This window comes from Hyphomicrobium denitrificans 1NES1 (assembly GCF_000230975.2).
Taxonomy (GTDB): domain Bacteria; phylum Pseudomonadota; class Alphaproteobacteria; order Rhizobiales; family Hyphomicrobiaceae; genus Hyphomicrobium_B; species Hyphomicrobium_B denitrificans_A.
Genome location: NC_021172.1, coordinates 1,375,260 through 1,401,439 on the forward strand (window position 1 = coordinate 1,375,260; position 26,180 = coordinate 1,401,439).

The window sequence follows — 26,180 nt, forward strand, 5'->3', positions numbered from 1 at the left end:
GGCCAGGTCGATGACACCGTCATCGATGACGGCGGTTTCCATATCCGGCGAGGATGGAAGAGTTATCGACCGCGCTCCGAGCGCGTCCATTGGGATCGATGTCCCATCACGAAATCCTTGGCGATCGACAGTCGGTGCCTTGCGTATCGCGCGACTTCACGAAGCTCGCTGATCCCGATGAGATCTCGCCCGGCTTTAAACCAGGCCGCGATAAGCGTTGCTCCAGTCAGGAGAAGCCCAATAAGCGCAAGTGCAAGCGGCCCACTGTATCCTGTTGCCAGAAGCCAAACGAAACATGCGAACGCCAGCACGATGAGTCCGGCGAGCAGCAGTCCGAGCGGAGGAACTGCGATGTCAGCGGCAAGGGCCAGAAGTTGGATGTCCCGGCGCTGATACGCGGCGACGATGAGTTTTGGTACGAACTCGGTGATCGCCGAGAGATGGCCGTGCATCCAACGTTTCTTTTGCGTGCTTCGTCCTGCTTCGGTTGGGGCAAAGTCGCTGCTGATCGTGGCCTCCGGACACAGCGCAGGAGGATAACCCATGAATGCGCAATTGACGGTTATCAGCGTGTCTTCGGTGATATGGCCAGACGCGAGGTCAATTTTTCTCAAGACATGCGAAGGAATGGCCATGCCGGCTCCTGTCAGCAGGCATGGCATTCCAAGCGCATGAAACCCGAGTAGACGGACCATGTTTTTGACACGCCATGCGAACGCAGCAAGGCGCTGAGCGCTATCTGCGTCAGCTGGCGTGTTCATCAGATAGATGCCTTGAATCGGCCGGTCTTTCGCCGTGCAATTCCATGCAAGTGCGTCTATGGCGCCGGCCGATAACGTGCAGTCCGCATCGACAAAAATTACGACCGAAGGGGCACTTGGCGCATCGAGATACTTGAAGCCGGCGTCGAGGGCGTAGCCTTTCCCGATACGATCGAGATTGTTGCGCTCGACGACTTCAGCGCCGGCGCGTGTCGCGACGCTAGCGGTATCGTCGGTACAATTGTCGGCGATGACGATCAACCGGTCGAATGAACGAAGCTGCTCACGGATGGATGAAAGCGTCTGCTCGATTCCGGCCGCTTCGTTGTGCGCCGGAATGAGGACGGCAACTGCAGGCCGGTCTCCATTTGGTAACGCGATTTGGCGCTGGCGTGAGCGTCCGCATGCGATCTGCGACGCAAGTGTTGCCACAGGGACGAGCATGGCTGCGGTCAACACGAGCAGTACCACATTTGCGAGCATGAGCACGATAGACATGCAGTTTGCCTGTCAGGCGCCTTTCAGTCGATTGTTGCGCGCGTTCGGCGTGCGGACGATTGAAACAGGTTTGCGAGCTTTTCGCATTCGGTTGCGATGTTGTGGTCTTTAAGTGCGGCTTGGCGAGCGTTTCCGCCCATCATCGCTAACACGTCGTCGGAGGCTTCCAAGCATTCCTTAATGGCCTCTGTCAGCGCATTGACGTCGCCAGCAGGGGTCAGCCAGCCGGATACGCGATCTTTTACCAGCTCGGGAATTCCGGCAACGTACGTCGAAATGACGGGACGTTCGAGGGCCATGGCCTCCATCAAAACGACGGGGATACCTTCCGCGAAGCTCGGCAGCACCAATGCGCGTGCCTGCTTGATCTCGCGGATGATCCGATCGCTGTCGATCCATCCGGTGATCGAGATGCGGTCGGCAAGATTAAGTTTGGCAATCCGTTTCTCTATATCGGCCCGCATTTCGCCATCGCCCGCCAGGACGACCTCGACGTCTGATCCTTCCGAAGCGAGGCGTCCGACGGCGTCAACAAGTAATAGTTGCCCTTTCTGCTCGCAGAGCCGGCCAATGCATACGAGGCGGTTTTTCGAAGTTGCAGGCGTTGGCGCGATTGCGAGGAATTGTGCATCAAGGCCGCAATGCACGAGTTTGATCTTCGACCACTCACGATATGGAAGCCAGCGCCAGAGCTGGCTTCGGCCATAAGAGCTTATGGCGCAAACGAAGCTCGCGGCTTTTACTTTCTCCGGTAGTCCAAGCTCGACCGGCCTGTCGAATTCTTCGGGCCCGTGAACCGTGAAGCTGTACGGCAGGCCCGTTAGTTCATGCGCAAGCATCGCGACCTCGGCAGAATTGGTGCCAAAGTGAGCATGGATATGTTCGACACCGGCCTTCAGGGCCCAGTCGGCGATAACCGCAGCTTCGACGAGATATGCCAAATGCACGAGGCGGCGACCCTTCGATCGTCGCATTGCAGAGAACGCGCGGCCCGTTGCGGCGAGAAATGATCGCGGATTTTGAACGACTGCCGAGAGAAGGGCGACCGCAAGCTTGAGAATAGGTTGCTGAAGAATGTAGATCGTCCGGCTTTGCTCTTCGCGATCGGCAGGGTCGACGAGTGTCTTATCGACCCAGCCCCGGATGGCGTATCGCGATATGGCGATGTCGTGCTCCTCAAGTGCTTGAATCTCACGCCGAATGAACGAGTGGCTGACCTTCGGATATTGGTTGATAACATAGGCAACCTTGGTGCGAGGCGTCGGCGCAAATTTGGGAAGCGGCGTGTGCATGTCGTTCAGTCGACGCTCTTGCATATTGGCGTAAATGACGGCGTATACCCGTGCGGATTATCTTTTTCATCATCACGTGAAGCTTTATGCCTGCTTGCAAAGCTTTTGCCAGCTGAGGCTTGGGGCTCGATCTCCCGTCGGGTTGGTCAACACGCCCTCTTCAGTGCAGTCCACGGCCTGGGAGTGGACAGTCATTCGCACGAGTAACGAAGCCGCTATGAGGTGGCCACCGCGCATCAAAAGGCGAGGGCGCAGGGAGCCCTGCTACGTCTAAATGATACCGATGGTGGGCGCTGACCGTTAACGGCGTCTACTCTAAGTTTGATCTTGTGAAGACTGTCGTCCTGGCGCGTGCGGTCGTGACGCCGACCGCAGACATCGGGTCATGAAATCGGCTGCGGCGCCGTCGTTAATACCGAAACATAGTAAATATCGGGCCGTTTGCGCACTTGGCATGCGGCGTGCACACCGTTTCGCGACGGCATTTTGCATTGCAGTCGAGCATCGTGGTTACGCAGCCGGAGCATCTCTCTATGGAGTTTGAGCGACATATCATTGAGGCTGGGCCGCCGACCGATCAAGGGCTCGAGCCTTACCGTCCTGTATCGACTGGTATCGATCTTAAGATGCTATTGGAGATCATTCGCCGTAGCGTCCGCGAGCTTGCCGGCATCGCGGTTTTTGGCGTCTGTCTGATGGTGCTTTTTCTCCTTGTTGCGCCAAAATCGTACACCGCTACTGGCAGTATCATTCTGGATTCCCGTCAACCCAAGCTCTTCAATATCGATGGGGTTCTCGCGAGCGCCGATGCTAACCAGGACAATATCGATACGCAGATCGAGTTGCTGCGCTCTCCGCGCATTGCGGAACGAGTTCTTGACCTGATGGCGGAGCGTGGGATTGCGTTGCCTAAAATCACGAGTTCGGAGTCCGTGTCGCCAGTGCAACCTGTCGACGTCGGCGTGACGGCGCAATCCACTGGAAAAATGCCTGATCCTCGTTTGATCGATGCGCTTGGGCGCCGTCTCAAAATCGAACGTAAAGGTCGGAGTCTCCTCGTCAATGTGATGTATTCCGATACGGATGCCGTGCGCGCTGCCGGGATCGCAAATGCCTTCATGGATGGCTACATCTCCGATCAATTGCGTAGCCGGTCGGCGGCGACGCAAGTGAACGGCCGAGTTCTAAAAGAACGTGTCGATGAACTGCGAAAGGAGCTGGTCGATGCGGAAAACCAGATCCAGAAATACAAATCGGATAACGATATCGTTGAGCTGGGGGCGCTGACGCTTACTCAGCAGGAAATAGCCAATCACGAGCAGGAACTTGCGAAAGTACGTGCCGAAGCCGCGCAGGCTGATGCGCGCGTTGGTCCGGTTGGCTCAATGGCAAACGAACTAGCGCGAGATACAGCGCAGGGTCAGGTCAAGATTCTCGAAGCTCAACTCAATGAACTCAAAGCGAAGCTTCAAAAAAGCTCGGCAAAGCTTTTGAAACTCGATGAGCTTCGTCGTGATGCGGACGCGTTAAAGGCCACCTATGTTGGACTTCTCAACCGCCTTCGCGAAACCCAGGCTCAGGAAAGCGCCATCTCCTCTGATGCGCAGATCGTCAATTATGCCGTCCCTCCCGCCGATCCGAGCTTCCCGAAGCGCACGCTGATGCTAGCGGCGGCATTGATCGCATCGCTGTTGATTGGAGCGACGAAAATCATCATCCGAGAGCTGGTTAGGGGGCGAATTTATTCTGTTGTCGACGTCGAACGCATTTTCGGCATGCAGCCGCTTGCGAAAATTCCTTTGCTCCCCGGATTGCGCTTCAATCCTCTGCGCGCAGGCGAGCAAGGTTTCTTCAATATGGACAGCAGCGGCAAGTTCGAACAGGCGGCATTCAGTATTCGCCGTTGGGCCGAGGCAGTATCGACGCCGCGCAATGCCATCGTCGCGGTCGTGTCGGACAACACTGGCGACGGTCGCAGCACAATCGCTTCTGCGCTGGCTTTCAGTGCCGCTCGCAGCGGGCGGAAAACGCTTCTCGCCGATGCCGATTTCCGTGATCGTGGTCTGACGCGGGCGCTTGCGGACGGGACAGGCGTCAGCTTGGAACAGGCTGGAGCCGACGATGCCTCTCTTATTGTTGCGCGACTCGGCGAACGGCTGCCGGATTTTTGCGGCGCCATCTTGCGGGATACGGATTCGCCACTCGACGTTCTCGACTCCCCAGAAATTGCTGCGTTTCTAAACAAAGCGCGCGAGACTTACCAACTGACCGTCATCGATACAGCGGCGATGGGGCAATACATCGACGCGGGTGCTATCATCGATCTTGTCGACGGCGTTCTCGTGATCTTAAAGTCGGGGATCACCACACAGGCGGCTGCGGAAGATATTATGAAACAGCTTGCAGTTTCGGACTCGAAGCCAATTGCGGTCGTATTGAATGGCGTCCCGGCTCATGAAAACGGCTTGTTCGACTATTCATTAGAAAATTTGTGGGGTGCACTGCGTAGCCGAATAGAGAAGTTGAAAAAGCGCGCGCGCGCTGCAGTGTCATCGGCTTCGTGAGGGATCGAGACGCCGCATCTTGGCGGCCTCTCTGCCAAACTCTGTGGGTGGATCCGAGTGAATGTTTAGTCGCGGCGGCTCTTTAAAGCGTTGCCGTACTGCCGTCGTTGTAGGACCGATAGACGATCTGTGACGGCCGCCCGACGAGATATCGGCTAACATCGCTCTCCAATGCTTGCGCGTATATGTCGAGCGCGGCGTCGATAGCTTCGAGGGTATGGTCGATGTCCGCGTCTGTGTGTGTAAAGCTGACAACAAGCGAGGGCATAAGAATACCTTGCCTTATCGTCTCTTGCAGAAATAAAGATCGGAACGCCTGCGACGGGTTGAGCTCTCGATCGAGGGTTGAGTAGGCCAAGCAACAGGGCTTGCCGAATATTCGGATGTGCTTTGCGAGGCCATGCGAGGCAATCAAGGCATTACCCTCGGTAAGCAAGCGTTGACCGAGGCGATTGATGTGGGCGATGACGGGTTCGCGCCGGTATATGCCCATTGTCGCGATCGCCGCCGCAAGCGCATGAGTTTCTGCGCCGTGGGTCGTAGACAGTAAGAAAACACGCGGTTTATCAGTATGATTGAGCCCGCCAAGGCGCATGAACTCGCGGCGGCCTGCAAGTGCGGAAACGGAAAATCCGTTGGCCAGAGCTTTTCCGAAACACGAAAGGTCCGGGACGATATCGTAATATTTCTGTGCTCCGCCATTGTGCCAGCGGAATCCAGTGATCATCTCATCAAGAACAAAAAGCGCGCCGTGCTCGTGGCACAAGCTCCTGAGTTCGTGCAGATAGCCCGGCTTAGGGTCTTCTGAGCGCGCGGCCTCAAGGATGAACGCTGCGATTTTACCTGGATGCGCTTCGAATAAGCGGCGGGCACTTTCGATATCATTGTAGCGGAAGGTGAGGGTCAAATCGCGGGTTGCTTGCGGTATCCCTGCATTTACCGCGGTTGTGCCGATGAACCAATCATCGGTCGAGAAGAATGGATGGTCGCCACATAGCGCGATCAGGTCGCGCCCGGTATATGCCCGCGCCAGGCGCATGGCTCCCGAGGTCGCGTCGGATCCGTCCTTGCAGAACTTGACCATCTCTGCGCCTTCGATGAGCGACAGAAACTCTTCGGCGCAAGTAATCTCGATCGTAGAGGGGCGGGTGAAATTACTGCCATTGATCAGCTCCTGCCTCGCGGCTTCGACGACCTCGGGATAGGCGTGGCCGAGACCAACGGCGCGATTGCCCATTCCATATTCGATGTAGGAATTCCCATCGGCATCCCAAACATGACATCCAGAGCCGCGCGCAATGAAGCCCGGTGCGAGAATGGGATATTGATCGTCGCCCTTCGCATAGGTATGGCTGCCGCCAGGTATGATCTCATGTGCGCGGCGCTGCAAAGCGCGCGAGGATTCAAAGCGGCGGGTGATACTGTTCACACTTGGCTCCTGTTAAGGAAGGCAGTGACCCGCGAAATCAGAACTTTGTCCGAGCCGACGTCCTGCTGGACGAGCCGCCTAGGGTCCAAAATCCTCCGCGCTAATGCTGTGCCTAATGCCTGATAATAGATCGAGTTTGGTTTCGCATGTGCAAAATATACGCCAAATGTTTAAAGAGCATATCGGCCGACGCTCGTACAATCAACCAAATGACCTTTCTATTAGAGGTAACGATTGAGCAGCACCATTTCTTGGTTTTGCAATTCTTCGCGGAATCTTTTGTTTTGCACCGTTAGACCGTCCCCGTAGGCCTTTCGGTTCGCGACCAACTTCTCAAACTGTTGCGTCAAGAGATCAAAATCGAGTGTTTCAATAGCTTGACAGAAGCCGATCAACCCCATCGATTGAAGCAAAGCATCGTTCTTGGTGGCGTATCCAATCGAGAGGGTCGGTCGTCCGAGTTTCAATGAGCAGACAATGTTGTGAAAGCGGGTCGCGACGACGATATCGGTATCTACCATCTGGCGCATGACGTCATGCAAAGAGTAGGCAAGCTCGGCGATAATGGGGGCAGTGCTGGTTTCTGGCTGTGCGCCGTAGAGCGCTTCCAGCAGTTGCTCGATTGTCGCTTGGTCGGACGTATCACCCATCAATAATCGGACGCGATAACCCTTGGTAATAAGCCAATTTATGAAGCGCGCCATTTTGGCGAGATAGTCTTCATAAATCGCAGAATTATTGGCTTTGTCGCCCCTCCAACCGTTGTAGGTCATGACACCGATCCCTACCGTCAACACGCTTCCCGATGCGCGGGGTGGGCGGAAGGTGGCGGGAGCCGGTAGCGCAAAGGCGATGTCGGGGAAGATTGTATGCTGACTTACGTCACAGCCAATACTCTGCATGAAATTGTACGAGATTTCGTCCCGGTATGACACATAATCTGCCTGTTTCGCCGCCATTTTCATGAGCCACCGGCTTAGTGGGTGTTTGATTGGGCCGGCACCAATACTTACAAAACCGACTTTTGTGCCGAAAAGCCGTGCAAGGACGGTCCACCGGAAAAGCCAGTAAGGCATCCCGAAAGGGCCGGTTAAGTAGTCATCGAGAATACCTGTCCCGGGAATGAGAAGCACGTCGATTTCGCGCAAATGGCGCAGTGCCTGAGTGAGTGATACGATCTCTCCGGGAATATTGAGACAAAGTGTGTTTAGCCACCGCAACAGCCGGTGTTTGGGCCGGAAGTTCATTGCGATACTCTCAACAGAATATCTCCGCGCAATTTTGTCGGGGTCTCCGCAAATGCAGACGATCTCGGTCGTCGGCGCTTGACTGCGCAGAAAGCGCAGCATCGCCTCCAGCGAGCCGTCGTTGCCGTAATTACCGATGCCGAACAATCCGAAGAGCCCGATCCGACGTGCCGGTTTGCGGCCGTCTGTGGGCGATCGAGGCAAGGTAACGCTGTCTGGCCGCGCAGGCTGCAAACTGGCCCGGGCAGTCATCTTATTCATCTTAAATGGCATCCCTGTTTCGAGAGGTGCGGTACATGTTGGCCAAGTATCAGGCTCGAAGCGCGAAGCAATATCCGTTCCAGATTAAAAGCCTAGTCGCGCAACGAAAATCCCTAGTCTAACGAGGTAGGGATTTCAATTAACCTACTTATTTTGAAGCTCGAGATTGTTTTCTGAAGTCATTTTTGCATGGCCAATTAGGGTTTAGATTTCCCTGAGGACCACCAATTCCGACGATTGGCAGGCGCCTTGCATATTGGTTACGGACCATTTCCTGCATTCAAACAACCATAGCGCCGGCCATTTGAGGAACGGTAATGATAGGAATACGACGAGCTCTTCTCATGGCCAGCGGCGAGCGCTATGCCGGCCTTCTGATCAGCTTTGTCACGTTGCCGGTCGTCTCGCGGCTTTTAACCCCCGCCGAGATTGGTGTGTCGGTGGTTGGTTTAGCAATTACGACGCTCATTCTTTCGGTTCGTGAATTTGCTACGACGAGCTTCATCATACAGCATCGCGACCTCCAGCCGACGCATGTCCATGCGTCGTTCACCTTTCTCCTCTTGGTGTCGGTGCTTATCTCCTCAGTTTTGACCCTGCTTTCCGGCAGTATTGCTGAGTTTTACGGTGAGCCGCGGCTTGCACCATACCTGTGCATTGGTGCCGTCTCGATTTCGGTCGAAGTCGTGGGCGCGATGGTGGCTGCGCTGTTGCGCAGAAACATGGCGTTCGGAACCCTTGCAATCATCAACATATCGGGTGCGGCCGTTGGAGCATCTGTAACACTGGCATTGGCGTCGCTCGGTTTCAGTTACATGAGCTTCGCATGGGCGACGCTCGCATCGACAATAACTATTGCAATTATGTCTCTCTTCTTTTGGCGGGACTGGTCGATCTTCCGCCTTTCGCTACATGCGTGGGGAGGCATGGCGGAGTTTGGAGGGTACAACGGCCTCAACGTGATGCTGTACAGGATCTACGAAGCATTGCCATCGATGGCCCTTGGACGTGTCCTTTCTTTTGAACATCTCGCACTCTATACACGCGCAATAACGCTTTGCCAGTTGCCGGATCGCGCGGTCTTACGTGGTCTCGATTCAATCCTCCTGCCGGCATTTTCGATCGAGGTTCGCAACGGCCGTTCGTTGGTCGGCGCCTATGTCCGCTCAATTGAGATCATTACCGCAATCCAGTGGCCAGCCCTCGTTACACTTGCAATTCTCGCCGATCCGTTGGTCCGTTTGATTCTCGGTGCTCAGTGGGAAGGCAGCGTGCCATTGGTGCGTATCATGGCGATCGCATCGATGTTCTCGTTTTCTGCCGAGCTCAATTATCCTGTGCTGATGGCAATGGGGGCAATGCGGGATATTTTCAAACGCAGTCTTATTGCATGGCCGATTTCGGCATTGGTCATCGTCTGCGCCGCCATGTTTGGAGTTATGGCTGCTGCTTCCGCTTGGCTCGTGACGCTACCTTTCCAGGCGTATGTCTCCATCTGGTTTGTGCAGCGCCATGTTGACATTAGCTGGAAACAGCTTGCTAGGGCAGTCATCATATCGGGAATTGTTACGCTCTTTAGCGCTGTGGGTCCCTTGCTTGCTGTCGTTCTGTCAGGAAGCGGACAGATAAGTTATTTAGCAAGCTTCGTCGCAGCCGCTTTGAGCGCGGTCGGCTGGATCGTCGGTCTCAAGTTGACGGGGCATACTATGTTCTCGGAACTCGAAAAAATTCTGGTCCACATTTTGTTGCTTCCATCAACACGAGGGCGAACGCCCGATGAGGCCGTTGGTCGGAAGGCGTGAGTGAAAGTGTGGTTTGGCGCTAACGCATCGATTTTTGGAAGGTGGCGAAAATAAATGACGAGTATCGATGTTGCAGTACCTTGTTACCAATACGGCCGTTATTTGCGGGACTGTGTCAGCAGCATCCTTAGCCAGGACGTCGAGAACTTGCGCGTTCTGATCATCGACAACGGTTCAACTGATGATTCAGTTGACGTCGCCCGACGTCTTGCCGCCGAAGATGATCGTGTTCACGTTGTCCATTTCGAAACCAATCGTGGGCCGCAAGCAGCATATAACTACGGCATCGACTGGGCATCCGCCGACTATTTTCTACTCATTGATGCCGACGATGTTCTTGCGCCAGGTGCGCTTGCGCGAGCAATTGCGTTACTTGAGCGCGATAAGAATGTAGTTTTTGCTCACGGGGTTGAGCTGCTGCAATCGTTCGAGGCAGGAGTTGAACATCACTTACCGGAAAATGCGGAGGAGGGGTCTTGGCGTGTGACGTCCGGGCACAGCTTCATCAAGCGCGCGTTGCGCAGGGGGTGTTGGACGGTTGGAGCGACCACGGTGATCAGACGGACTTCGGCGCAGAAGCAGGCTGGCCACTACTCAGCGCAACTGCCTGACTCGGATGATCTGGAACTCTGGCTGCGGATGGCGCTGCTTGGTGACGTCGCAGAGACGACGGCGGTACAAGCAGTGCGGCGTGTACATGGCAGTCAAATCACTACCAGGCTACGTAACGATGCGCTGTACGAAGTCGAACAGATTCGTAGGGCTTGCTTTTCGTTTCTTGACGGTCCCGGCGCAGCTCTGCCCGATGCAGATGCGCTGCGCACGTTGGCGCTTCGAGGTGTGGCGAAGAGCAGTTTGTGGGCTGCGGTGCTGCACTTTAGAGGTGGCAAAAGCGAGAGTGGGGAACGACTAATGCGCTACGCGGTGGAGGCATCCTTAATGGCTACGCTGCCGCGAATTATGCGTCGTTTCTGGTTGTTTTCTTGGCCGCCATCGCGCATGCGTTCGCTCGTTCGGGCGGTGTGGGGCGTGCTTCGTCACGGCGGTCCTACTGCGTATCATGGTGAGCCTCATATTTCGCCGCGGGTTGCTTATTTGGGCGAGGGCAAAAAGAGATGATGCTCAGTGTGCTCATCGCCACAATGAACCGCCCAGACGATCTCCGGCGGGCACTCTTGTCGCTGGCAGCGCAGCAGCGGCTGCCGGACGAAGTCATCGTCATCGACCAGAGTGAAGACCGTCTCAGTCAGCTCGCTTGTGCGGCAGTCAATGCCGAGGGACCGCTGGTTTCCCGCGTCCGATATTTCCATCAGGATGTTCCAAGTTTGGTTCGCGCCCGAAATCGCGGAGTTTCAATTGCTGCCGGCGAGATCCTGAGCTTCCTCGATGATGATGTTGTCCTCGAGCCGGATTACTACAGCCATGTCCTCGCGGCATTTTCGGTTGATCCTGGCATCGGTGCTATTGGAGGATCGGTACAGAATGTCAGATTTGGCGGAGTGAAATGGCGTGTGCGGCAAGCACTCGCTTGTCTTTTTCTTCTTAATAAGTGGAACGGCCGAATGACCGCATCGGGTTTCGGATATCCTCTGTACCACAGGCCGATCACCCGCAACACGTCCGTCGACATGCTACATGGATGCAACATGTCAGTCCGTCGATCTGCAGTCGACGGAGATTGGTTCGATGACTGGTTTACCGGCTATTCCTTCCGGGAAGACGCAGAGTTCAGCTATCGCGTCTCGCGCCGGTGGAAGGTCATCATGATCCCCGAAGCACGACTCGATCACAACGAATCGCGAGCCAATCGCCTCTCCAACACGGAGCGAAAAAGCATGGAGGTTCACAATTACGCCTACGTTTGGCGGAAGCACCGCGGTGGCGGCTTGGCCAGCCGCATGCTCTTTATGTATTCGCTTGCTGGCCTTCTCCTGATCGAATGGGTCGAGGCAATCGGGAAGACACAGAAGAAAGCGGCGACCTTTCAGTCGGCGCTCGATGCGGTTCGCACATTGAGAATTCGGGCATGAATCTTATGTCTTCTCAGCCCACAGGCGACTCGCGCAGCGTCGCGTCGGATGACTACGGCAACGGCGCGATTGGCGAGACAATTTTTTCCCTGGCTGCGGAAATCTTTCCTATCTGCCGCAGCATCACCGGCGATGGCGTGCGGCAGACGTTAAATATTCTGCGGCGCCACATCGATTTAGACGTACATGAAGTACCGAGCGGCACGCAGGTTTTTGATTGGACGATACCACTCGAGTGGAATATCCGCGATGCATATATCAAAGCGCCTTCAGGTGAGCGCGTAGTCGATTTCAAAACTTCGAGTCTTCACGTGCTCAACTATAGCCAGCCCGTGCACGTGCAGATGCCGCTCAGCCAACTCAAGGAGCACATTTATACACTGCCTCAGCAACCCCATGCGGTGCCTTACCGGACGGCCTATGGTGGTGATCGCTGGGGCTTTTGCATGGCGCACAATCAATTCGCTCAACTTGAGGATGGTATTTACGAGGCCGTGATCGATTCATCGCTCACGAAAGGCAACCTGACGTACGGCGAGGTGTTTCACCGCGGTGCCACCGACCACGAAGTGTTGCTGTCGACACATATTTGTCATCCCTCCCTTGCCAACGATAATTGCTCCGGACTGGCGCTGCTTACAGCTCTCGTTAAATGCATAACGAGACGGAAAACGCGCTATAGCTACCGCTTCCTATTCGGGCCGGGAACGCTCGGAGCCATCAGCTGGCTGGCGCGCAACTCGTCGTCAGTGCGAAACATCAAGCACGGCCTCGTACTCTCATGTGTCGGCGATGGCGGTGGGCCGACGTACAAGAAATCGCGGATCGGAGATGCGTTTATCGATCGTGCTTTCATCCACGTCCTGAAGCACGCGAGCAGCAATCCCAACATTATTGATTTTTTTCCGTATGGCTATGATGAGCGACAATTCTGCTCGCCGGGATTTAATTTGCCGGTCGGCTTGTTTCAGCGGAGCCAATTTGGGACGTTTCCCCAGTACCATTGTTCGGACGACAATCTCGATTTCATAAAGCCCGAGCATCTCGCTACGTCCTTTCAAATGATCACCTCGGTGCTCGATGTGATTGAAGGCGACCGGTATTACGCGCGTACGAATCCATTCTGCGAGCCCCAGCTTGGGCGGCGGGGGCTTTATAGCTCCGTCGGCGGTACGAAGGACGTTGCCGACCGCAACATGGCTATGCTCTGGGTTTTGAATCTCAGCGACGGCGAGCATTCGCTGCTCGATATTGCGGAACGGGCCGGTGTGCCATTTTCGGTCATTGCGGACCTTGCTAGTGAGCTGGTTGTTAACGACCTGCTGACCGAAAGAGATATCGTGACATCCGCATGACGGACGGTGATCGCATATCCGCGACGCTCTTCAAAAGAGGTAGATTTTCAACCTTCGAGTACCACTGATTCAGAGTCCCATCCCGATAGAGATTGAGCAGTAGAATAGGCTGCGTTCAGCATGCTTAACGCGCCGCTCATTGGCATGGCCGTTGCATGATTATTGAACGTTTTGCGCCGCTCTGTCCGGTGGCGATCGGTCAACATGGATTTCAGTCTACAGATGAATATCCGCTTCGCTCACGATCAAACACACGGTCACATTCACGAGTCTGCGCCTTGCCGGCTCTGTGGTTCGACGGTGAATACCTCATTTGTCGATCTCGGGATGTCGCCATTGTGCGAGAGCTTCCTTGCCTCCGACCAACTAGACCGAATGGAGCCGTATTATCCGTTGCGCGTGATGGTGTGCGGAAAGTGCTTTTTGGTGCAGCTCAAGGAATATGTCAGTCCACACGACATCTTCCATGAGTACGCGTATTTTTCGTCTTACTCGACGAGCTGGGTTTCCCACGCCAAGCGATATGTCGAGATGATCACGCAGCGACTTAAGCTTGGACCGCAAAGTCTTGCGGTCGAACTCGCCAGCAACGACGGTTATCTTCTGCAGCATTTTCTGCCGCTCGGCGTTCCGGTGCTCGGTATTGAACCGGCAGCGAACGTTGCCGAGGTTGCTATTGCCAAGGGGATAGACACGCGTGTTGCGTTCTTCGGAACAGCGCTTGCTAATACTCTCGTGGCGGAAGGAAAGAGGGCTGATCTCATCGCCGGCAATAACGTCCTGGCGCAGGTACCCGATCTCAATGACTTCGTCGCCGGCATGAAGACGCTTCTCGCGCAGGAAGGTGTGATTACGCTTGAATTTCCTCATGTGCTGCGGCTCATGGAGGAAAACCAGTTTGATACGATCTACCACGAACACTTCTCTTACTTCTCGTTGCTGACGATCGCGCACATGGCGGAGCGGCACGGGCTTAAGATCATCGATGTCGAGGAGCTGCCGACCCACGGCGGTTCGCTGCGCGTATATCTCGCACACAAGGCATCCGTCAGAGAGCCGACTGGTGCCGTCGGGGCTCTTCTTGCGCGTGAGGAGCAAGCAGGCTTCAATCGGCTTGAAGGCTATGCAGGTTTCCAGGAGCAAGTGCGGCAGACAAAGCACAAGCTGCTGGCATTCCTTACGCAAGTCAAAGCGGAGGGCAAGCGGATCTGCGGATATGGCGCGCCGGGCAAGGGCAACACGCTGCTCAATTATTGCGGTATCGGGCCTGATTTCCTGGATTTCACAGTCGATCGTAATCCTTACAAGCACGGCCGCTTTACGCCAGGTATGCACATCCCGATCTACCCCGTTGAGGCGATTGATGCGGCTCGCCCCGACTACATTCTTATCCTTCCTTGGAATCTCAAAGCCGAGATCGTGAACCAGATGCGACATGTCGCTGAGTGGGGCGGCAAGTTTATTATTCCTGTTCCGGAAGTCAGCGTTCTTGATCCGAAGGACTTCATATCATGAAGGTCGTTCTGTTCTGCGGTGGACTTGGCACGCGGATCCGCGAATATTCCGAGACCATTCCGAAGCCGATGATTCCGATCGGCAATCATCCGATCATGTGGCACGTCATGCACTACTACAGCCAGTACGGGCATCGCGACTTCGTGCTGTGTCTCGGTTACAAGGCCAATACGGTCAAAGATTTCTTTCTGAATTATCGGCCGCAGACCTACGCGGACTGCGTCGTCTCGGGCTTCGGCTCCAAGGTCGAATTTATTGGCGAACCCGAGGCGGACTGGCGCGTGGCCATGATCGACACGGGCATCTGGCGCAATATAGGTGAGCGTCTGTGGGCCGTGCGTCATCTCGTGAAAGACGAGGAGATTTTCCTCGCCAACTATTCCGATGGGCTTACCGATGTAAATCTTGACGAAATGATCGAGCGTTTCAAGGCGAGCGACAAAGTCGGCTGCTTCTTGGCCATCCGGCCGCCCCTCACTTATCATCTCGCCGACATAGATGCGAACGGCAAGGTGCGGGAGTTTCGTTCTTCCGACCGTTCCGAGATGTGGATCAACGGAGGCTACTTCATCTTCCGCCGCGAGATCTTCGATTATATGCGTGACGGGGAAGAACTCGTTTTGGAGCCGTTCCGACGTCTGATCGAGGCGGACAAGCTCATGGCCTATAAACACGAAGGCTTCTGGCGTTCGATGGACACGCTCCGAGACCGTCAAGTCCTTGAGGACATGATCGAGAAGGGCCGCATGCCGTGGCGCTTCGGCGACGGCGGCGTCAGGCGTCACAACGTGACTCTTGCCGGCGAATGAAACCTCTTCGGCTTGCAATTCCCGGCGAGAGCCTTTCCGTGCTCTGTCTTGGCGCTCATTCCGACGATATCGAGATCGGCGCGGGCGGTACGATCATGGCGTTGATCGACGCCGGCGTGCGTCTCGATGTGACGTGGTGCGTCTTCAGTGCGAACGGCGCGCGCAGAGGCGAGGCGGAGAATTCGGCTCGGGCGTTTTGCACCGGTTCGAATCGCGTGACCCTGGAGTTCGGCGGCTTCCGCGACAGCTACTTTCCGTATCAGGCTGTCGACATTAAGCCCTGGCTGGAGGATATCGGAAAACGAATGTCGACCCCCGATTTGATCTTTACGCATCGTCGCGACGACGCACATCAGGATCATCGTGAGGTATCGATGCTCACGTGGAATCTATTTCGTGACCATTTTATCCTGGAATACGAGATCCCCAAGTGGGACGGCGATCTCGGTCGGCCGAATGCATACGTATCGCTTTCGGCCGACGTCATGGACCGAAAGATCAAGTTGCTTCACGAGCACTTTGGTTCGCAGCGGTCAAAGGATTGGTTCGACGACGAAACCTTTCGAGGTCTCGCCCGGTTGAGGGGCATGGAGTGCCGGGCGCCAGAGCTTTATGCCGAGGGCTATTTCTTGCGGAAGCTTAGACTAGGCTAGTTCGGTCTAGCTCCTGCTCAATAGCGCAATTTTCTAAGAAGTATGCGCTACGCCTCGCGTCGTTTTGCGCATTAGCGCGGTGGTCACGATGGCATTGTGCCTAAACAGCATCAACCGGCGTTGTGCGACATTCGCTTAATTAGTTCCGTTTCAATCTCGTCGAACCTGCGGTAGGCCTGATCTTTATCGGAGATCACGCTTGGTTCGAGCGGCCATACTAAGCCAAGTCGAGGATCGTCATATTTGATGCCGGCTTGGAGCGATGGGCTGTACATAGCGCCCATCTGGTAGGTTGTGTCTGTGTTGTCTTGTAGCGTCTGATAGCCGTGGGCAAAGCGCTCGGGCACGTAAAGAGCGCGCATGTTATCCGCGGTCAGCTCGACCGAGAAATGCTGCAGGTAGGTTTTGCTTTCCGGCCGCAGGTCGACAATGGTGTCTACGATCGCTCCACGAGTGCAGCTGACTAGTTTTGTTTCGGCAGCCGGAGGGTACTGGAAATGCATGCCGCGGATAGTTCCCTTGCGAATGTTGTGTGCAATATTTGATTGGGCGATTATGGGCTTCAGGCCATGTTCTGCGAATTCATCCTGGCAGAATGTTCGGGCGAAGAAACCACGTTCGTCAATGTGCTTTTCAAGCTCTATAAGGAACGCACCTTTCAGCTGTGTTTCAATAAATTTCATAAGCCGGGCCTAGTAATCATAATTTTGCTTAATTATGCAGAATTTCTGCGGGCATTCTACGAATAGCTATTCGCGAGTATTGTTGATCCGACGCAGCGTGCAACCTCCGTGGAGGAGAAGACGCGTAACGCCCCATGGATATTCCGAAAAATTGACAGAGTATTGTCACGCACGAGCTTTGGGAGACGTTACCGAATATTTGCGTGCTGGCATCAAGAGATTCGATGCGGCGGCTCATTTCGTCGATCAGGCATCAATAAACATGCAGACCGCTCCACCTCATAGCTATTGGCTCGGATCAGCGTTGTTGCTGCGCCTGCGCACTTTGTGTGCGCAGGCGCCCTGCATTGTCTACTGCTTGAATATTGATGTGAGTCTATCTGAAATTGTCGTGACCTGCGGATCTTTATCAATTCCAAAATTATCAATATTGGTTTTTTCGATTGTTACCTGGACGACGTCACCGGGGAGCAATGTAGAGGAATCGGTTGCGGTTAGAGGAGTGAGACCCCCAACATCGTTCTTACGTAGAATCTTGTAATTGTATTGAAGCGTGCCATCCTTAGATACCAGGTCTTTTGGCAAGCCACCGACCTGATGAATAATTTTTACTGACTGATTAATGTTAGTTTCAAGGTTTGCAAGTTGATCATCTATGCCCTGTAAATCTTTTTCAATTGTCTGACGACGCTCCAATGTGAGCACGGCTAGCTCTCTCTCCAGGCGACCAAGGTTTTGGCGGCTGCGAGCTATGTTGGCAGACGTTTGTCGTTGGTCGCGTTGCACCAGGGCGACTAAAATTTCGGAGTCGGTCAACCGCTGCTGCGTCGTTAAACCTTTCGTGGCGAGGTTTTTAATTGACGCCAGCATATTTTGCCTTGCGGTCAACTGGTCGTGCAGGGCCGATTGCTCGTTGATGTAGGATTCAGTTTCAAGCTTAGCTTGCTGAATAGAGTCCTGAAGCGAGCTCATTTGGGTTTGCAAGCTATCGCGCTGGCTATTGTAATAGCGTTGCTCGTCCGCGATGAGGCGTGTTGCTTCAACTGGGCCGGCGAGGTCAATAAGGACCTTCGGTACGTCGATTTCCGACTTATTTTCCAGGTCAGCGAGCAGACGCGCCTGGCGTGCAACCAAACGCTTATATTCGACGTCGGACATGCGTAGCTTCGCCGTCTCGCGCAGAGCTTCGGTCGGCAGCTGTGCCGACGCCGAATTTATTACGCCACCGGCGAGGGCCAGCGCCTGAATGACTGTCATATCTCGCATAAATGGATATGACCCTGGCTTGGCAACAAGTCCGCTGACAAAGATCGGTCGGCGATCGCTGACTTCGACAGTTACGTCGGTCTTGCGCTGCATGACCTTCTCGACGGCGGTCCCGATCTGCTCTTCAAGCGACAGCGGGCTATGTCCTGCCGCCTCGAATCCGCCCAACGTTGGTATGCGCACTTGGCCCATTTCGTTGACTGAGTAGATGGCGGAAAGGTCCTCTCGGCCATAGATTGAAACTTTGACCCGGTCGCCGATATCGAGATCGTAGGTCTGATCAACATCCGCTACGGCCTTGCTTTCCTGACTTTCACCCAGGAGAGACGGTTGATGCGCTACTTCGGTAACCGGCGCGGCATTCAGCATATCGGCGGCTGCTGGTTCGAAATATCCCGACGCGATTGGCAGGCCGAGAACCATCAGCACTCCCAGAGTCCTCATAAGACCGGCAACCTTTGGCTGCGCGAGCCGGGTGAATCCAATCTTGTTGTGTCTAGTGGTGTCCATCTCAGTTCTCCGCAAATGCCCAAATTTTCGGTGCTCGCTGCACATCTACGCGGTTTCTGTCCTCGGTTAGTTCGGCGCGCGATTTGCTGACCTATCGGCCTTCGAGGCAGTCGATAGGCGCTCCCCGCCGGGATAGGGTTGCTGCGTCGTCCAATCGATGGTTTTTATTTTAACGGTTGGCGTGTTGCGCCGCAGATAATCATTGCCATTCGGTAAATTCAGGGATCGCAATTCAAAATAGAGCCGCTCAAAAAGGTCGACGGCGCGTTGCGCCGTGTCGGAATCTTTGTCGTCGGCCCAACCAATCACGATAGAAACGCCTACACTATCGGAACGCAATTCCGGTCAACCACACAAGCTGGCTTGTAGGCCAGCGCTTTTGCCCATCATTGAACTTCTGCGATCCCGTCGACAAGCTGTACGGAGTGAGATGGTATGGCATCGAGGGGTAAGGAGGACATTGTGGTTTACCTCTTTCGGCGTAACGAGATAGAGGCTGATGTGAGCAGCATCTTGAGAGTTCGAAGGCTGCTTTGGTCAGCGATCGTCGCGAAGGGCGATCGCGGCAAATCTCGGAGACGATGCGGGGAAACTACAGCAGAACCATTGCCGATGGCGTTGGAGGCCGCTCATAATGATATGATCGATACGTCTTTGCCGGCGTTTATCCGGCGGGGCGTGCGTTCGCCGTATTCTGCCCCGAAGCAGACCAGCCCGATACTCTCGCGACTTGAGAGCGATATTTTTTTGATCTCGGAAACAAAGAGCGGCGAAAACGCAGGTCTTCTGAAGCGGCATAACTGCGACCGGAAGCAATCAGGGCGCCCAAGAACGCGAAAGCGTACCAGTTAGATGCTAGGTAGTACAACATGTTGTCGGAATAGGATACGGCCAGATAGGCGGCGCAGTATGTTATGCCTATCACGCTCGCCGGACGATCAATTTTGAACATCGAGATAAACGTCCATGCTTTTTGAGCGAAGATCACGAAAAATAATGCAGCACCGATGTATCCGACCTCGAATGCAAGCTGAATAAAAACGTTATGTGCATAGACACTCACCGTTTCGAGGGTGAAGAAATTCGGTGATTGCGTGAAGAATGATCCCAGGCCGCCGTGTCCAGCCAGCGGGCTTTGATCGATCCATGTAAACGCATCGTGCCATAGCCGGCGCCGCCAATCATATGAATTCAAAATGACGCCGTTGCCGACATATTCTGCCGGCTCCATGATGTTTAGCAGGCGCTCTTGGATACTTGGTGAAAGTAGGACTACGAAGGGTAAAGCGACGAGGCTCAATAGCGCCTGCGGCCGTATGAATACAGCATAGCTAAAAAGCAGGAGTGTCGCAGCGAACCAGGCGCTCCGTGTCTGCGTGGTGAGTAAAAATACGCAGAGAAGCCCGCTATACGCGATCAACACAACACGCTTTGGTGTCGAGTCATGAAAAGCGGGGCTCGCAAAACGATAAGCGATAGCGGCGCCCACCACAAGTAGATAGAAGGCGAAGATATTCGGATGAGTGAAAGTTGACGCGATGCGACCGTCTATATTCGATGGCAAGGCACCTAAGATTTGAGCGGCAGCTACCAGCGATGGGACGATTGATGAATAGAGGATGATATTTATGAAGGGCTTTACGCCATGCACCGTACGAATAAAAAAGAATGGTAGCATGAAAGCGCACTGATACGAGAAGAGAACGAGCATGAGTCTCGCGACGCCGATCGGGTCCGGCGTCCTGAGTGACATGATAGTGCAGAAGACGAGAAAAACTATCCAGCCAGTTTGAACTCTCCAAGATACCCGGTCAGGATGACACAGGGCCAATACTGTAGTGATTGCGATCAGCAAGGCATTGACGGCTGCTCCGGGCGTAAACGTGTTACCCGCTCCGACATTGATCTGTACAATTTCAAGAACGTTATCGAGCGAAGAACGGGTAAGGAAAATCGCGAGAGCGGCGATGTACAGAATGTTCGTCAAGCTGACGTATCTGCGGTGAGCGAACGCGGGCTGGAGGGAAGACAATCGCATCGTATTTCCCGTTGCGGGTAAACATGGCTTTGACGGCGGGCGGCTAGCGCGCCAGCCTGCTCGCCAGGAATGCAACTTCCGTGCGATTCTTCGCGTTCAGCTTCTTCATGATGTTGCGAACGTGAACCTTCACCGTGCTTTCGCACATGGAAAGTTCGTATGCGATCAGCTTGTTGGACTTGCCGATCCGCAGCTTTTCGATAATTGCTGTCTGACGAGCCGTGAAACCGTTTACAGGCGCTGCCGGAGAACTTCGTGTTTCATCGCTGTTGCGTTGAGCGGCAATAATACTGCTAGCCGGTATGAATGTCCCGCCGGCGATCACCAGGTTGAGAGCCTCAACGACAACATCAAGCGGGGTGCTCGGTGCAATGTAGCCGCGCGCACCTTTTTCGAGGGCACTCACGATATGCTTGATATTCTCGTCATCTGAAAAGACGATGATGGGCGGTATGTCGAGGGATTTCGGCCACACGCTCAAGAGGTTGTTGATCTCTGCTTCGACCAGCCAGCCGGATACGAATAGAAGTACAATTGCAGGCGGTTCAGTCTGGCCCGTTCTTATCCAATCTTGGATCTCGGCGACGGGAATGACATCTAGCCCGTAGCCCGAAACGAGCGCTTTCGTCAGGCAATCTCTATTGAGCGTACGTCGATCGAGCAGGACGATTGGACGCCTGCTGAGTTCCAGACTTTTGAAACGCGAGTTTGCTGCCGGCTTGGAATAGTCGGAATTTTGGTGGTCGGCTGCGATACCCGAATGCTGTATCGTCACGATGATTGCCTATAACTTCCGCACACAGCGAATCTACGTCGATTGATCAAATTGCGATCTCTCGCTGACACCAAGACTTATATTGATCTTATAATAGGCCGATAGTTTGTATTTGAATAAAACTTCTATCATTAGTTAATATCACAAATGACAGATAGACAGTATCCCATTTTTCGGGTGCAAGGCGCGTCTCGAGAGACGCTGCCCTTTTCGCTATCGGCTGATCCTTACGCCGCCGCACTGTTAATGTGGCGAAGATGGAGATCGACGATTTCTTCGATCAGCAATTTCTTTATATGGCCGATGCGCTGGTAGCGAGGGCCTTCAAATTCTTCGAGTGTCAGACCCGATTTCTTGTAGGCAGCGAACATTTGTTCGGCGCCCTTGCGAGCTGTCCATCGCGGTTTGAAGTCTGGAAGGGCGCGCGCGATTTTGCTGAAATCCACTCGGTAGCAGCGGGTATCCGGGCCGGCGCCGTCGGCGTATTCGATCCGGCAGTGAGGCACGACGTCTGCCACGATGTCGGCGATCTCACTGATGCGATAGTTCTCGCTCGTTTGACCGACGTTGAAAGCCTGATTGAATACGTTTTCGCGCGGAGCGGAAAGCGCCGCAATAAAGGCATTGGAAATGTCTTCGATATGGACGATAGGCCGCCAAGGGGTTCCATCAGACTTCATATAAATTAGGCCTTTCGTGACCGCCCAGGCCGTGAGATTGTTGAGGACGATATCGAAGCGCATGCGTGGAGATAGCCCATAAGCCGTAGCCGGGCGCATGTAGGTCGGGCAGAACCCATCGTCGGCGAGGCGCGAGATTTCCTTTTCAGCCAGAACCTTGGATTTGCCGTATGCGGTAACTGGGTTCAGGTCGCCGGTCTCGTCTATCAGGTGGTCATCCGCTTTTCCGTAGTTGCTGCAGGATGACGCGAACACGAAGCGCCGAACCCCAGCATTTTTCGCGAGATTCGCGAACCTCACGCTGGCTCTGTAATTGATATCGTACGTCAGTTCGGGATTGAGGTTGCTCAGCGGGTCATTGGAAAGTCCCGCCAAGTGGATGACGCCTTCAAAATCTTGAAGGTCTTCTTGAGAAAGATCTCGGATATCCTTGCGGATATGAGGGACGTCCGTAATTTTTCCGCCCTCAGCAAACGTGCAGCGCTCGTATAGGTTACTGTCGCATCCGGTGACCTCGTGACCGGCCGCAATCAACATTGGTGTCATGACTGTGCCAATATAACCTAAGTGACCCGTAACGAGCAATTTCATGGTTAATCTTCCTTTTGGGAATGGATGTGCATATTGCACTGCATGTTTCGCGCCAAAATGACAGGCTTCGGCAGCCCCGGCAGGACAAGCGATTTAGGAACTCGCCGGTTCGCTGCGTGTAACAGCACGGGGGGTGCGCTCAGGCGCGCTTCATTTCCACGGTTCGTCTAGGTGCTCGTCGGATATCCCAAAATCCGTTCCGCAACGACGAGACGCACCAGTAGCGTTGCACACTGAAGATATCTGAGCGCGAAGCGCCTGGGACTGCTGCTTAGGCGCCAAAGCCATTCGGTGCCAGTTTTTTGAAATAATTTTGGAGCCCTTATTTGATTGCGTGCAAGAAAATCCAATCCGGCCCCTATGCAGACGAATCCGGCTTCGACGCCCTGCGCAACGGCACGTGCCGCGAAAATCTCCTGTTTGGGAGCTCCTAGCGCGACGAAGCATATTCGCGCGCCCGAATTCTTAATCCGCGCGATTGCCTCGTCGGCAGCCTCTCCCTCAGGATCGAAACCCTGTGGGGGCGACATGCTTCCAACGATATCGAGTTCGCTACCGGCGTGTCTTGCTAGCTGCTCGCTGGCAAGCTCCAGCGTTGACGGTGACGATCCAAAGAGGAAAATCGGCAGTTTCGCCTGTGCACATACTGCCGCGAGCGGCAGAACCAAATCCGCGCCAGTTGTCCGCGTGACTCGCCTATCTCTGCGTCTCAGAAGATGTGCAATGGGTGCGCCGTCAGCGGTAACGAAAGTGGCACTTCGGTATGCATCGCGAAAGGCTGCATTCGTGCGGAGCTTGACCAAGTGATCGAGATTGAGGGTGAACACCGTAAATCCCGCCTTCGACCTGCCAGCGAATTGGATCGCATCCAATGCAGCCTTTTGATCGGGGATATTAATGGTCCACCCATCGACGGATGATCCCCGTTCCGCAATCACACTTTCCATGACCGCCGTACGCCAGATTCAAAAGGATTTGGTCAGGCTTTATATATTTTGAGGCGGTGCTGTATTGCGATTACTGCTTTAGTACGCTGTGAATACCTAAATTGATGCGGGGTGATAGTGGTAATTGGCTAAGGGGCCCGCCGTCAGAGGTGCGTCTCAGAGTTGCCAATTATTCATCGGCGATTTGAAACACCTGAGTTGGATTTCGCTGCGCTGCCCGTCGATTTGCCAATCAGGCCCGCAGGCCTCGATGCTGGATCAACCGGATGAGGGGGTACTACGGGGCGGACTGCTGCGTTTCACTGAGGAGCTGCGGGGGACGCACCCCTGCAAGGCCGAAGACAAACATTGTATTCCCGGCAGTTGCCTCAATGACCTGCTGGCCATTTAACGCAAAAGATATTGGCGTCGACTGGGCCTTACCCCCGAGAGTGGCTCGCCAAAGCTCGCTGCCGGTCTTGGAGTCGAGCGCGAAGATAATTCCATCAGCGACCGAGAAAACGACACCGCCCGCACTTGATAGTACGCCGCTGTAGCTTGAATATTCGGGCAGTCGCGGAGAAGCATATTTCCATATCAAATTGCCTGTCGCTGCATTTAGCCCGAGCACATAGTTATCCAGCGGTTGCGGCGTTGACGATCCGCTGCCTACATAAATTCCATTGGTGCCCCGCACAACATGTTCGGGCGCGCTCGTGGTGTATATCGATTTCCCCTCTGTGGCGTGAACAAAAATTGTTCCTGTATTGGGATCATACGATGGGGGAAGCCAATTTGTGCCGCCGGCGACCGACGGTTTGGCCGTCACCCCTTCGGGTGTGACCTCGTTGGCTTTTGTCGTGAGTGGACGGCCTTTGGCGTCAAGACCGGTCGCCCAGGTAACTTCGACGAAAGCCCTGCCGGCCAGGAACTCCCCATTGGCCCGGTCGAGGACGTAGTAGAACCCATTTCGATTGGCCCAGCAGATTACATTTCGCTTGGTTCCGGCGATGGTCAAGTCGGCCAGGATGGGGGTCTGGTTGGAATCCCAGTCATGAGCATCGTGCGGCGTAAATTGGAAGTGCCAGACAAGTTTACCTGTATCAATGTTGAGAGCGATGACACTATTCGTGAAGAGATTGTCGCCTGGGCGCAAACTCCCATTGTAATTTGGAGATGGATTTCCGACGCCCCAATAGAGAAGATTGAGTTCTGGGTCGAAGCTGCCAGTGACCCAGGTCGGTCCGCCTCCGGTCTTCCACGCATCGTTCTTCCAGGTTTCTGATCCGAACTCTCCGGGGGCCGGAATGGTGTTGAAGCGCCAGCGCAGCTTTCCGTCCTGGGCACCGTATGCTGAGAGGAAGCCACGAGTGCCGAATTCACCACCTGAGATACCAATGATAACGGCATCCTTGGCAACTAGGGGTGCCGCAGTGATGCTGTAACCCTTGTTAGCGTCCGCGACGGTCGTTTGCCACCGCACTTCTCCGGTCTTGGCATTGAGTGCGATTAGCTTGGCGTCTAGGGTTCCAATAAAGAGCGTGTCACCTAGAACCGCCAAGCCACGGTTTGTACGCCCACAGCACAGCGCTAGGTTATTTGGGAGGGTATAGTCAAAGCGCCAAATCTTTCGCCCAGTTTCGGCGTCAAGTGCAACGACGCTGTTAGGCGGCAAGCTCATGAAGATGGTTTTGTTCACTACCAACGGGGTCGCAGCGATAGTTCCACCCTGCGGTACTTCAAACTGATGGGCCCAGATCAGCTTGAGGGCCGAAGCATTGCCAGGATTGATTTGATCCAGCTTCGAGTGGCGCCAGCCATCGAGGCTACCAGAATAACTCAGCCAGTCGGACGTGTGGTCTTTTGCATCCAGCAAATCCCGCCAAGTCACGCTAATTTCCGGCATCGCTTGAGTGTCAACTATCTTGGCAGCGCTCTGAAGCGTCCGCAAATAGCTGATGATGTGCCAGCGCTGCGCAAGAGAAAGGTCACGGGGAGCCATCGCCGTGCCATTAATGCCATCGCGCAGAACTTTATAGATTGCGAAATCACTGTTTCCAATTCGATAGCTGTCGCGACGAAGCGAGGGAGCGTGGCCAGCCCCTCGCCCGTCACGGCCATGACAGGACGCACATTTCTCCTGGAAGAGGGCAGCACCATCGGCAATGCTTTTCGGATCGTTGAAGGGATCAGCAATAGAAGCTTCAAAGCCTCTGCCTTCCAAGTATGCTTCGATTGAAATAAAGCCCCTGCCGGGCCATACACCCTGAATCACTTCAGACCAGGACAATTCTGGTAAGCGCCCAACTAGTTTTTCGCCGAAGATTTCAAGACGGCCGACAATGGCATCTTCAATTTTAACACTGTTTTTGGGACGGTTTTGAATGGTTGTGTAAATCGCCTGCCCGGCTACTAAAGATGCGATGGCGGTGGCTGCAAGCAATCCAAGAACGATCAAACGACGGTTCCTCGTAGCTGACGAAGTCGGCACCCTG

19 protein-coding genes are annotated in these 26,180 nt (G+C 54.5%); 8 read left to right on the plus strand and 11 right to left on the minus strand.

Features of this window, described 5'->3' with window-relative positions; translation table 11 throughout:
• Positions 1-62: 62 nt before the first annotated feature.
• Positions 63-1,259 (minus strand): glycosyltransferase family 2 protein, encoded by a 1,197-nt coding sequence (locus HYPDE_RS06545; RefSeq protein ID WP_015597619.1) that lies wholly within the window; start codon positions 1,257-1,259, stop codon positions 63-65.
• 23 nt (positions 1,260-1,282) lie between these two features.
• Entirely contained in the window at positions 1,283-2,551 is a 1,269-nt protein-coding gene (locus HYPDE_RS06550; RefSeq protein WP_051112056.1) for a glycosyltransferase family 4 protein, read from the minus strand.
• A gap of 533 nt (positions 2,552-3,084) precedes the next feature.
• Between HYPDE_RS06550 and HYPDE_RS06555 the strand changes: the two genes are divergently transcribed.
• A complete protein-coding gene (locus tag HYPDE_RS06555) occupies positions 3,085-5,115 on the plus strand; it encodes a GumC family protein (RefSeq protein WP_144061216.1) in 2,031 nt (676 codons plus the stop codon).
• 82 nt (positions 5,116-5,197) lie between these two features.
• Here the strand turns inward: HYPDE_RS06555 and HYPDE_RS06560 are convergent, their stop codons facing one another.
• The gene (locus HYPDE_RS06560) at positions 5,198-6,544 is read right to left on the minus strand and encodes a glutamate-1-semialdehyde 2,1-aminomutase (protein ID WP_015597622.1); all 1,347 of its coding nucleotides are present in this window, start codon (positions 6,542-6,544) and stop codon (positions 5,198-5,200) included.
• Between the two features lie 221 nt (positions 6,545-6,765).
• Complete coding sequence (locus tag HYPDE_RS06565) at positions 6,766-8,052, minus strand: polysaccharide pyruvyl transferase family protein (RefSeq protein ID WP_015597623.1); 1,287 nt, start codon at positions 8,050-8,052, stop codon at positions 6,766-6,768.
• A gap of 344 nt (positions 8,053-8,396) precedes the next feature.
• On the opposite strand from HYPDE_RS06565, the gene HYPDE_RS06570 reads away from it, so the two are divergent.
• The 7 genes from HYPDE_RS06570 (at position 8,397) to HYPDE_RS06600 (ending at position 16,216) form a co-directional block, all read left to right on the plus strand.
• The gene (locus tag HYPDE_RS06570) at positions 8,397-9,854 is read left to right on the plus strand and encodes an oligosaccharide flippase family protein (RefSeq protein ID WP_015597624.1); all 1,458 of its coding nucleotides are present in this window, start codon (positions 8,397-8,399) and stop codon (positions 9,852-9,854) included.
• Positions 9,855-9,908: 54 nt separating this feature from the next.
• Positions 9,909-10,973, plus strand: coding sequence for a glycosyltransferase family 2 protein (locus HYPDE_RS06575; protein WP_051111977.1), 1,065 nt, complete (start codon positions 9,909-9,911; stop codon positions 10,971-10,973).
• Positions 10,970-11,884, plus strand: a complete 915-nt coding sequence (locus HYPDE_RS06580) for a glycosyltransferase family 2 protein (protein WP_015597626.1) — start codon at positions 10,970-10,972, stop codon at positions 11,882-11,884. The genes HYPDE_RS06575 and HYPDE_RS06580 overlap by 4 nt, the downstream gene beginning before the upstream one ends.
• Positions 11,881-13,239 (plus strand): DUF4910 domain-containing protein, encoded by a 1,359-nt coding sequence (locus tag HYPDE_RS06585; RefSeq protein WP_015597627.1) that lies wholly within the window; start codon positions 11,881-11,883, stop codon positions 13,237-13,239. Before HYPDE_RS06580 ends, HYPDE_RS06585 begins: the two co-directional genes overlap by 4 nt.
• Positions 13,240-13,461: 222 nt before the next feature.
• Positions 13,462-14,754, plus strand: a complete 1,293-nt coding sequence (locus HYPDE_RS06590) for a class I SAM-dependent methyltransferase (protein WP_041320098.1) — start codon at positions 13,462-13,464, stop codon at positions 14,752-14,754.
• On the plus strand, positions 14,751-15,563 hold the full coding sequence (locus tag HYPDE_RS06595; RefSeq protein WP_015597629.1) for a glucose-1-phosphate cytidylyltransferase: 813 nt from the start codon (positions 14,751-14,753) through the stop codon (positions 15,561-15,563). Before HYPDE_RS06590 ends, HYPDE_RS06595 begins: the two co-directional genes overlap by 4 nt.
• On the plus strand, positions 15,560-16,216 hold the full coding sequence (locus HYPDE_RS06600; RefSeq protein ID WP_015597630.1) for a PIG-L deacetylase family protein: 657 nt from the start codon (positions 15,560-15,562) through the stop codon (positions 16,214-16,216). Before HYPDE_RS06595 ends, HYPDE_RS06600 begins: the two co-directional genes overlap by 4 nt.
• Positions 16,217-16,326: 110 nt before the next feature.
• Here HYPDE_RS06600 and HYPDE_RS06605 read toward each other — a convergent pair whose 3' ends face one another.
• The 7 genes from HYPDE_RS06605 to HYPDE_RS06640 form a co-directional block, all read right to left on the minus strand.
• Positions 16,327-16,899 (minus strand): dTDP-4-dehydrorhamnose 3,5-epimerase family protein, encoded by a 573-nt coding sequence (locus HYPDE_RS06605; RefSeq protein WP_015597631.1) that lies wholly within the window; start codon positions 16,897-16,899, stop codon positions 16,327-16,329.
• 351 nt (positions 16,900-17,250) lie between these two features.
• Positions 17,251-18,675: a polysaccharide biosynthesis/export family protein gene (locus tag HYPDE_RS06610; RefSeq protein ID WP_015597632.1), complete on the minus strand. Its 1,425-nt coding sequence runs from the start codon at positions 18,673-18,675 to the stop codon at positions 17,251-17,253.
• A 664-nt stretch (positions 18,676-19,339) separates the two neighbouring features.
• Positions 19,340-20,662, minus strand: a complete 1,323-nt coding sequence (locus HYPDE_RS06620) for an O-antigen ligase family protein (protein WP_015597634.1) — start codon at positions 20,660-20,662, stop codon at positions 19,340-19,342.
• 94 nt (positions 20,663-20,756) lie between these two features.
• Positions 20,757-21,488, minus strand: a complete 732-nt coding sequence (locus HYPDE_RS06625) for a response regulator transcription factor (protein WP_015597635.1) — start codon at positions 21,486-21,488, stop codon at positions 20,757-20,759.
• A gap of 227 nt (positions 21,489-21,715) precedes the next feature.
• Positions 21,716-22,759: an NAD-dependent epimerase/dehydratase family protein gene (locus tag HYPDE_RS06630; RefSeq protein ID WP_041320105.1), complete on the minus strand. Its 1,044-nt coding sequence runs from the start codon at positions 22,757-22,759 to the stop codon at positions 21,716-21,718.
• A gap of 167 nt (positions 22,760-22,926) precedes the next feature.
• Entirely contained in the window at positions 22,927-23,706 is a 780-nt protein-coding gene (locus HYPDE_RS06635) for a WecB/TagA/CpsF family glycosyltransferase (protein ID WP_015597637.1), read from the minus strand.
• Between the two features lie 277 nt (positions 23,707-23,983).
• Positions 23,984-26,143: a PQQ-dependent dehydrogenase, methanol/ethanol family gene (locus HYPDE_RS06640; RefSeq protein ID WP_015597638.1), complete on the minus strand. Its 2,160-nt coding sequence runs from the start codon at positions 26,141-26,143 to the stop codon at positions 23,984-23,986.
• Between the last annotated feature and the right edge of the window lie 37 nt (positions 26,144-26,180).

What these genes read in the sequence shown, in the direction of transcription:
- HYPDE_RS06635 (WP_015597637.1), bottom strand. Translation starts at nt 23,706, where the DNA reads ATGGAAAGTGTGATTGCGGAACGGGGATCATCCGTCGATGGGTGGACC.
- HYPDE_RS06600 (WP_015597630.1), top strand. Translation starts at nt 15,560, where the DNA reads ATGAAACCTCTTCGGCTTGCAATTCCCGGCGAGAGCCTTTCCGTGCTC.
- HYPDE_RS06545 (WP_015597619.1), bottom strand. Translation starts at nt 1,259, where the DNA reads ATGTCTATCGTGCTCATGCTCGCAAATGTGGTACTGCTCGTGTTGACC.
- HYPDE_RS06575 (WP_051111977.1), top strand. Translation starts at nt 9,909, where the DNA reads ATGACGAGTATCGATGTTGCAGTACCTTGTTACCAATACGGCCGTTAT.
- HYPDE_RS06605 (WP_015597631.1), bottom strand. Translation starts at nt 16,899, where the DNA reads ATGAAATTTATTGAAACACAGCTGAAAGGTGCGTTCCTTATAGAGCTT.
- HYPDE_RS06570 (WP_015597624.1), top strand. Translation starts at nt 8,397, where the DNA reads ATGGCCAGCGGCGAGCGCTATGCCGGCCTTCTGATCAGCTTTGTCACG.
- HYPDE_RS06585 (WP_015597627.1), top strand. Translation starts at nt 11,881, where the DNA reads ATGAATCTTATGTCTTCTCAGCCCACAGGCGACTCGCGCAGCGTCGCG.
- HYPDE_RS06550 (WP_051112056.1), bottom strand. Translation starts at nt 2,551, where the DNA reads ATGCACACGCCGCTTCCCAAATTTGCGCCGACGCCTCGCACCAAGGTT.
- HYPDE_RS06595 (WP_015597629.1), top strand. Translation starts at nt 14,751, where the DNA reads ATGAAGGTCGTTCTGTTCTGCGGTGGACTTGGCACGCGGATCCGCGAA.
- HYPDE_RS06610 (WP_015597632.1), bottom strand. Translation starts at nt 18,675, where the DNA reads ATGGACACCACTAGACACAACAAGATTGGATTCACCCGGCTCGCGCAG.
- HYPDE_RS06590 (WP_041320098.1), top strand. Translation starts at nt 13,462, where the DNA reads ATGAATATCCGCTTCGCTCACGATCAAACACACGGTCACATTCACGAG.
- HYPDE_RS06580 (WP_015597626.1), top strand. Translation starts at nt 10,970, where the DNA reads ATGATGCTCAGTGTGCTCATCGCCACAATGAACCGCCCAGACGATCTC.
- HYPDE_RS06555 (WP_144061216.1), top strand. Translation starts at nt 3,085, where the DNA reads ATGGAGTTTGAGCGACATATCATTGAGGCTGGGCCGCCGACCGATCAA.
- HYPDE_RS06565 (WP_015597623.1), bottom strand. Translation starts at nt 8,052, where the DNA reads ATGAATAAGATGACTGCCCGGGCCAGTTTGCAGCCTGCGCGGCCAGAC.
- HYPDE_RS06630 (WP_041320105.1), bottom strand. Translation starts at nt 22,759, where the DNA reads ATGAAATTGCTCGTTACGGGTCACTTAGGTTATATTGGCACAGTCATG.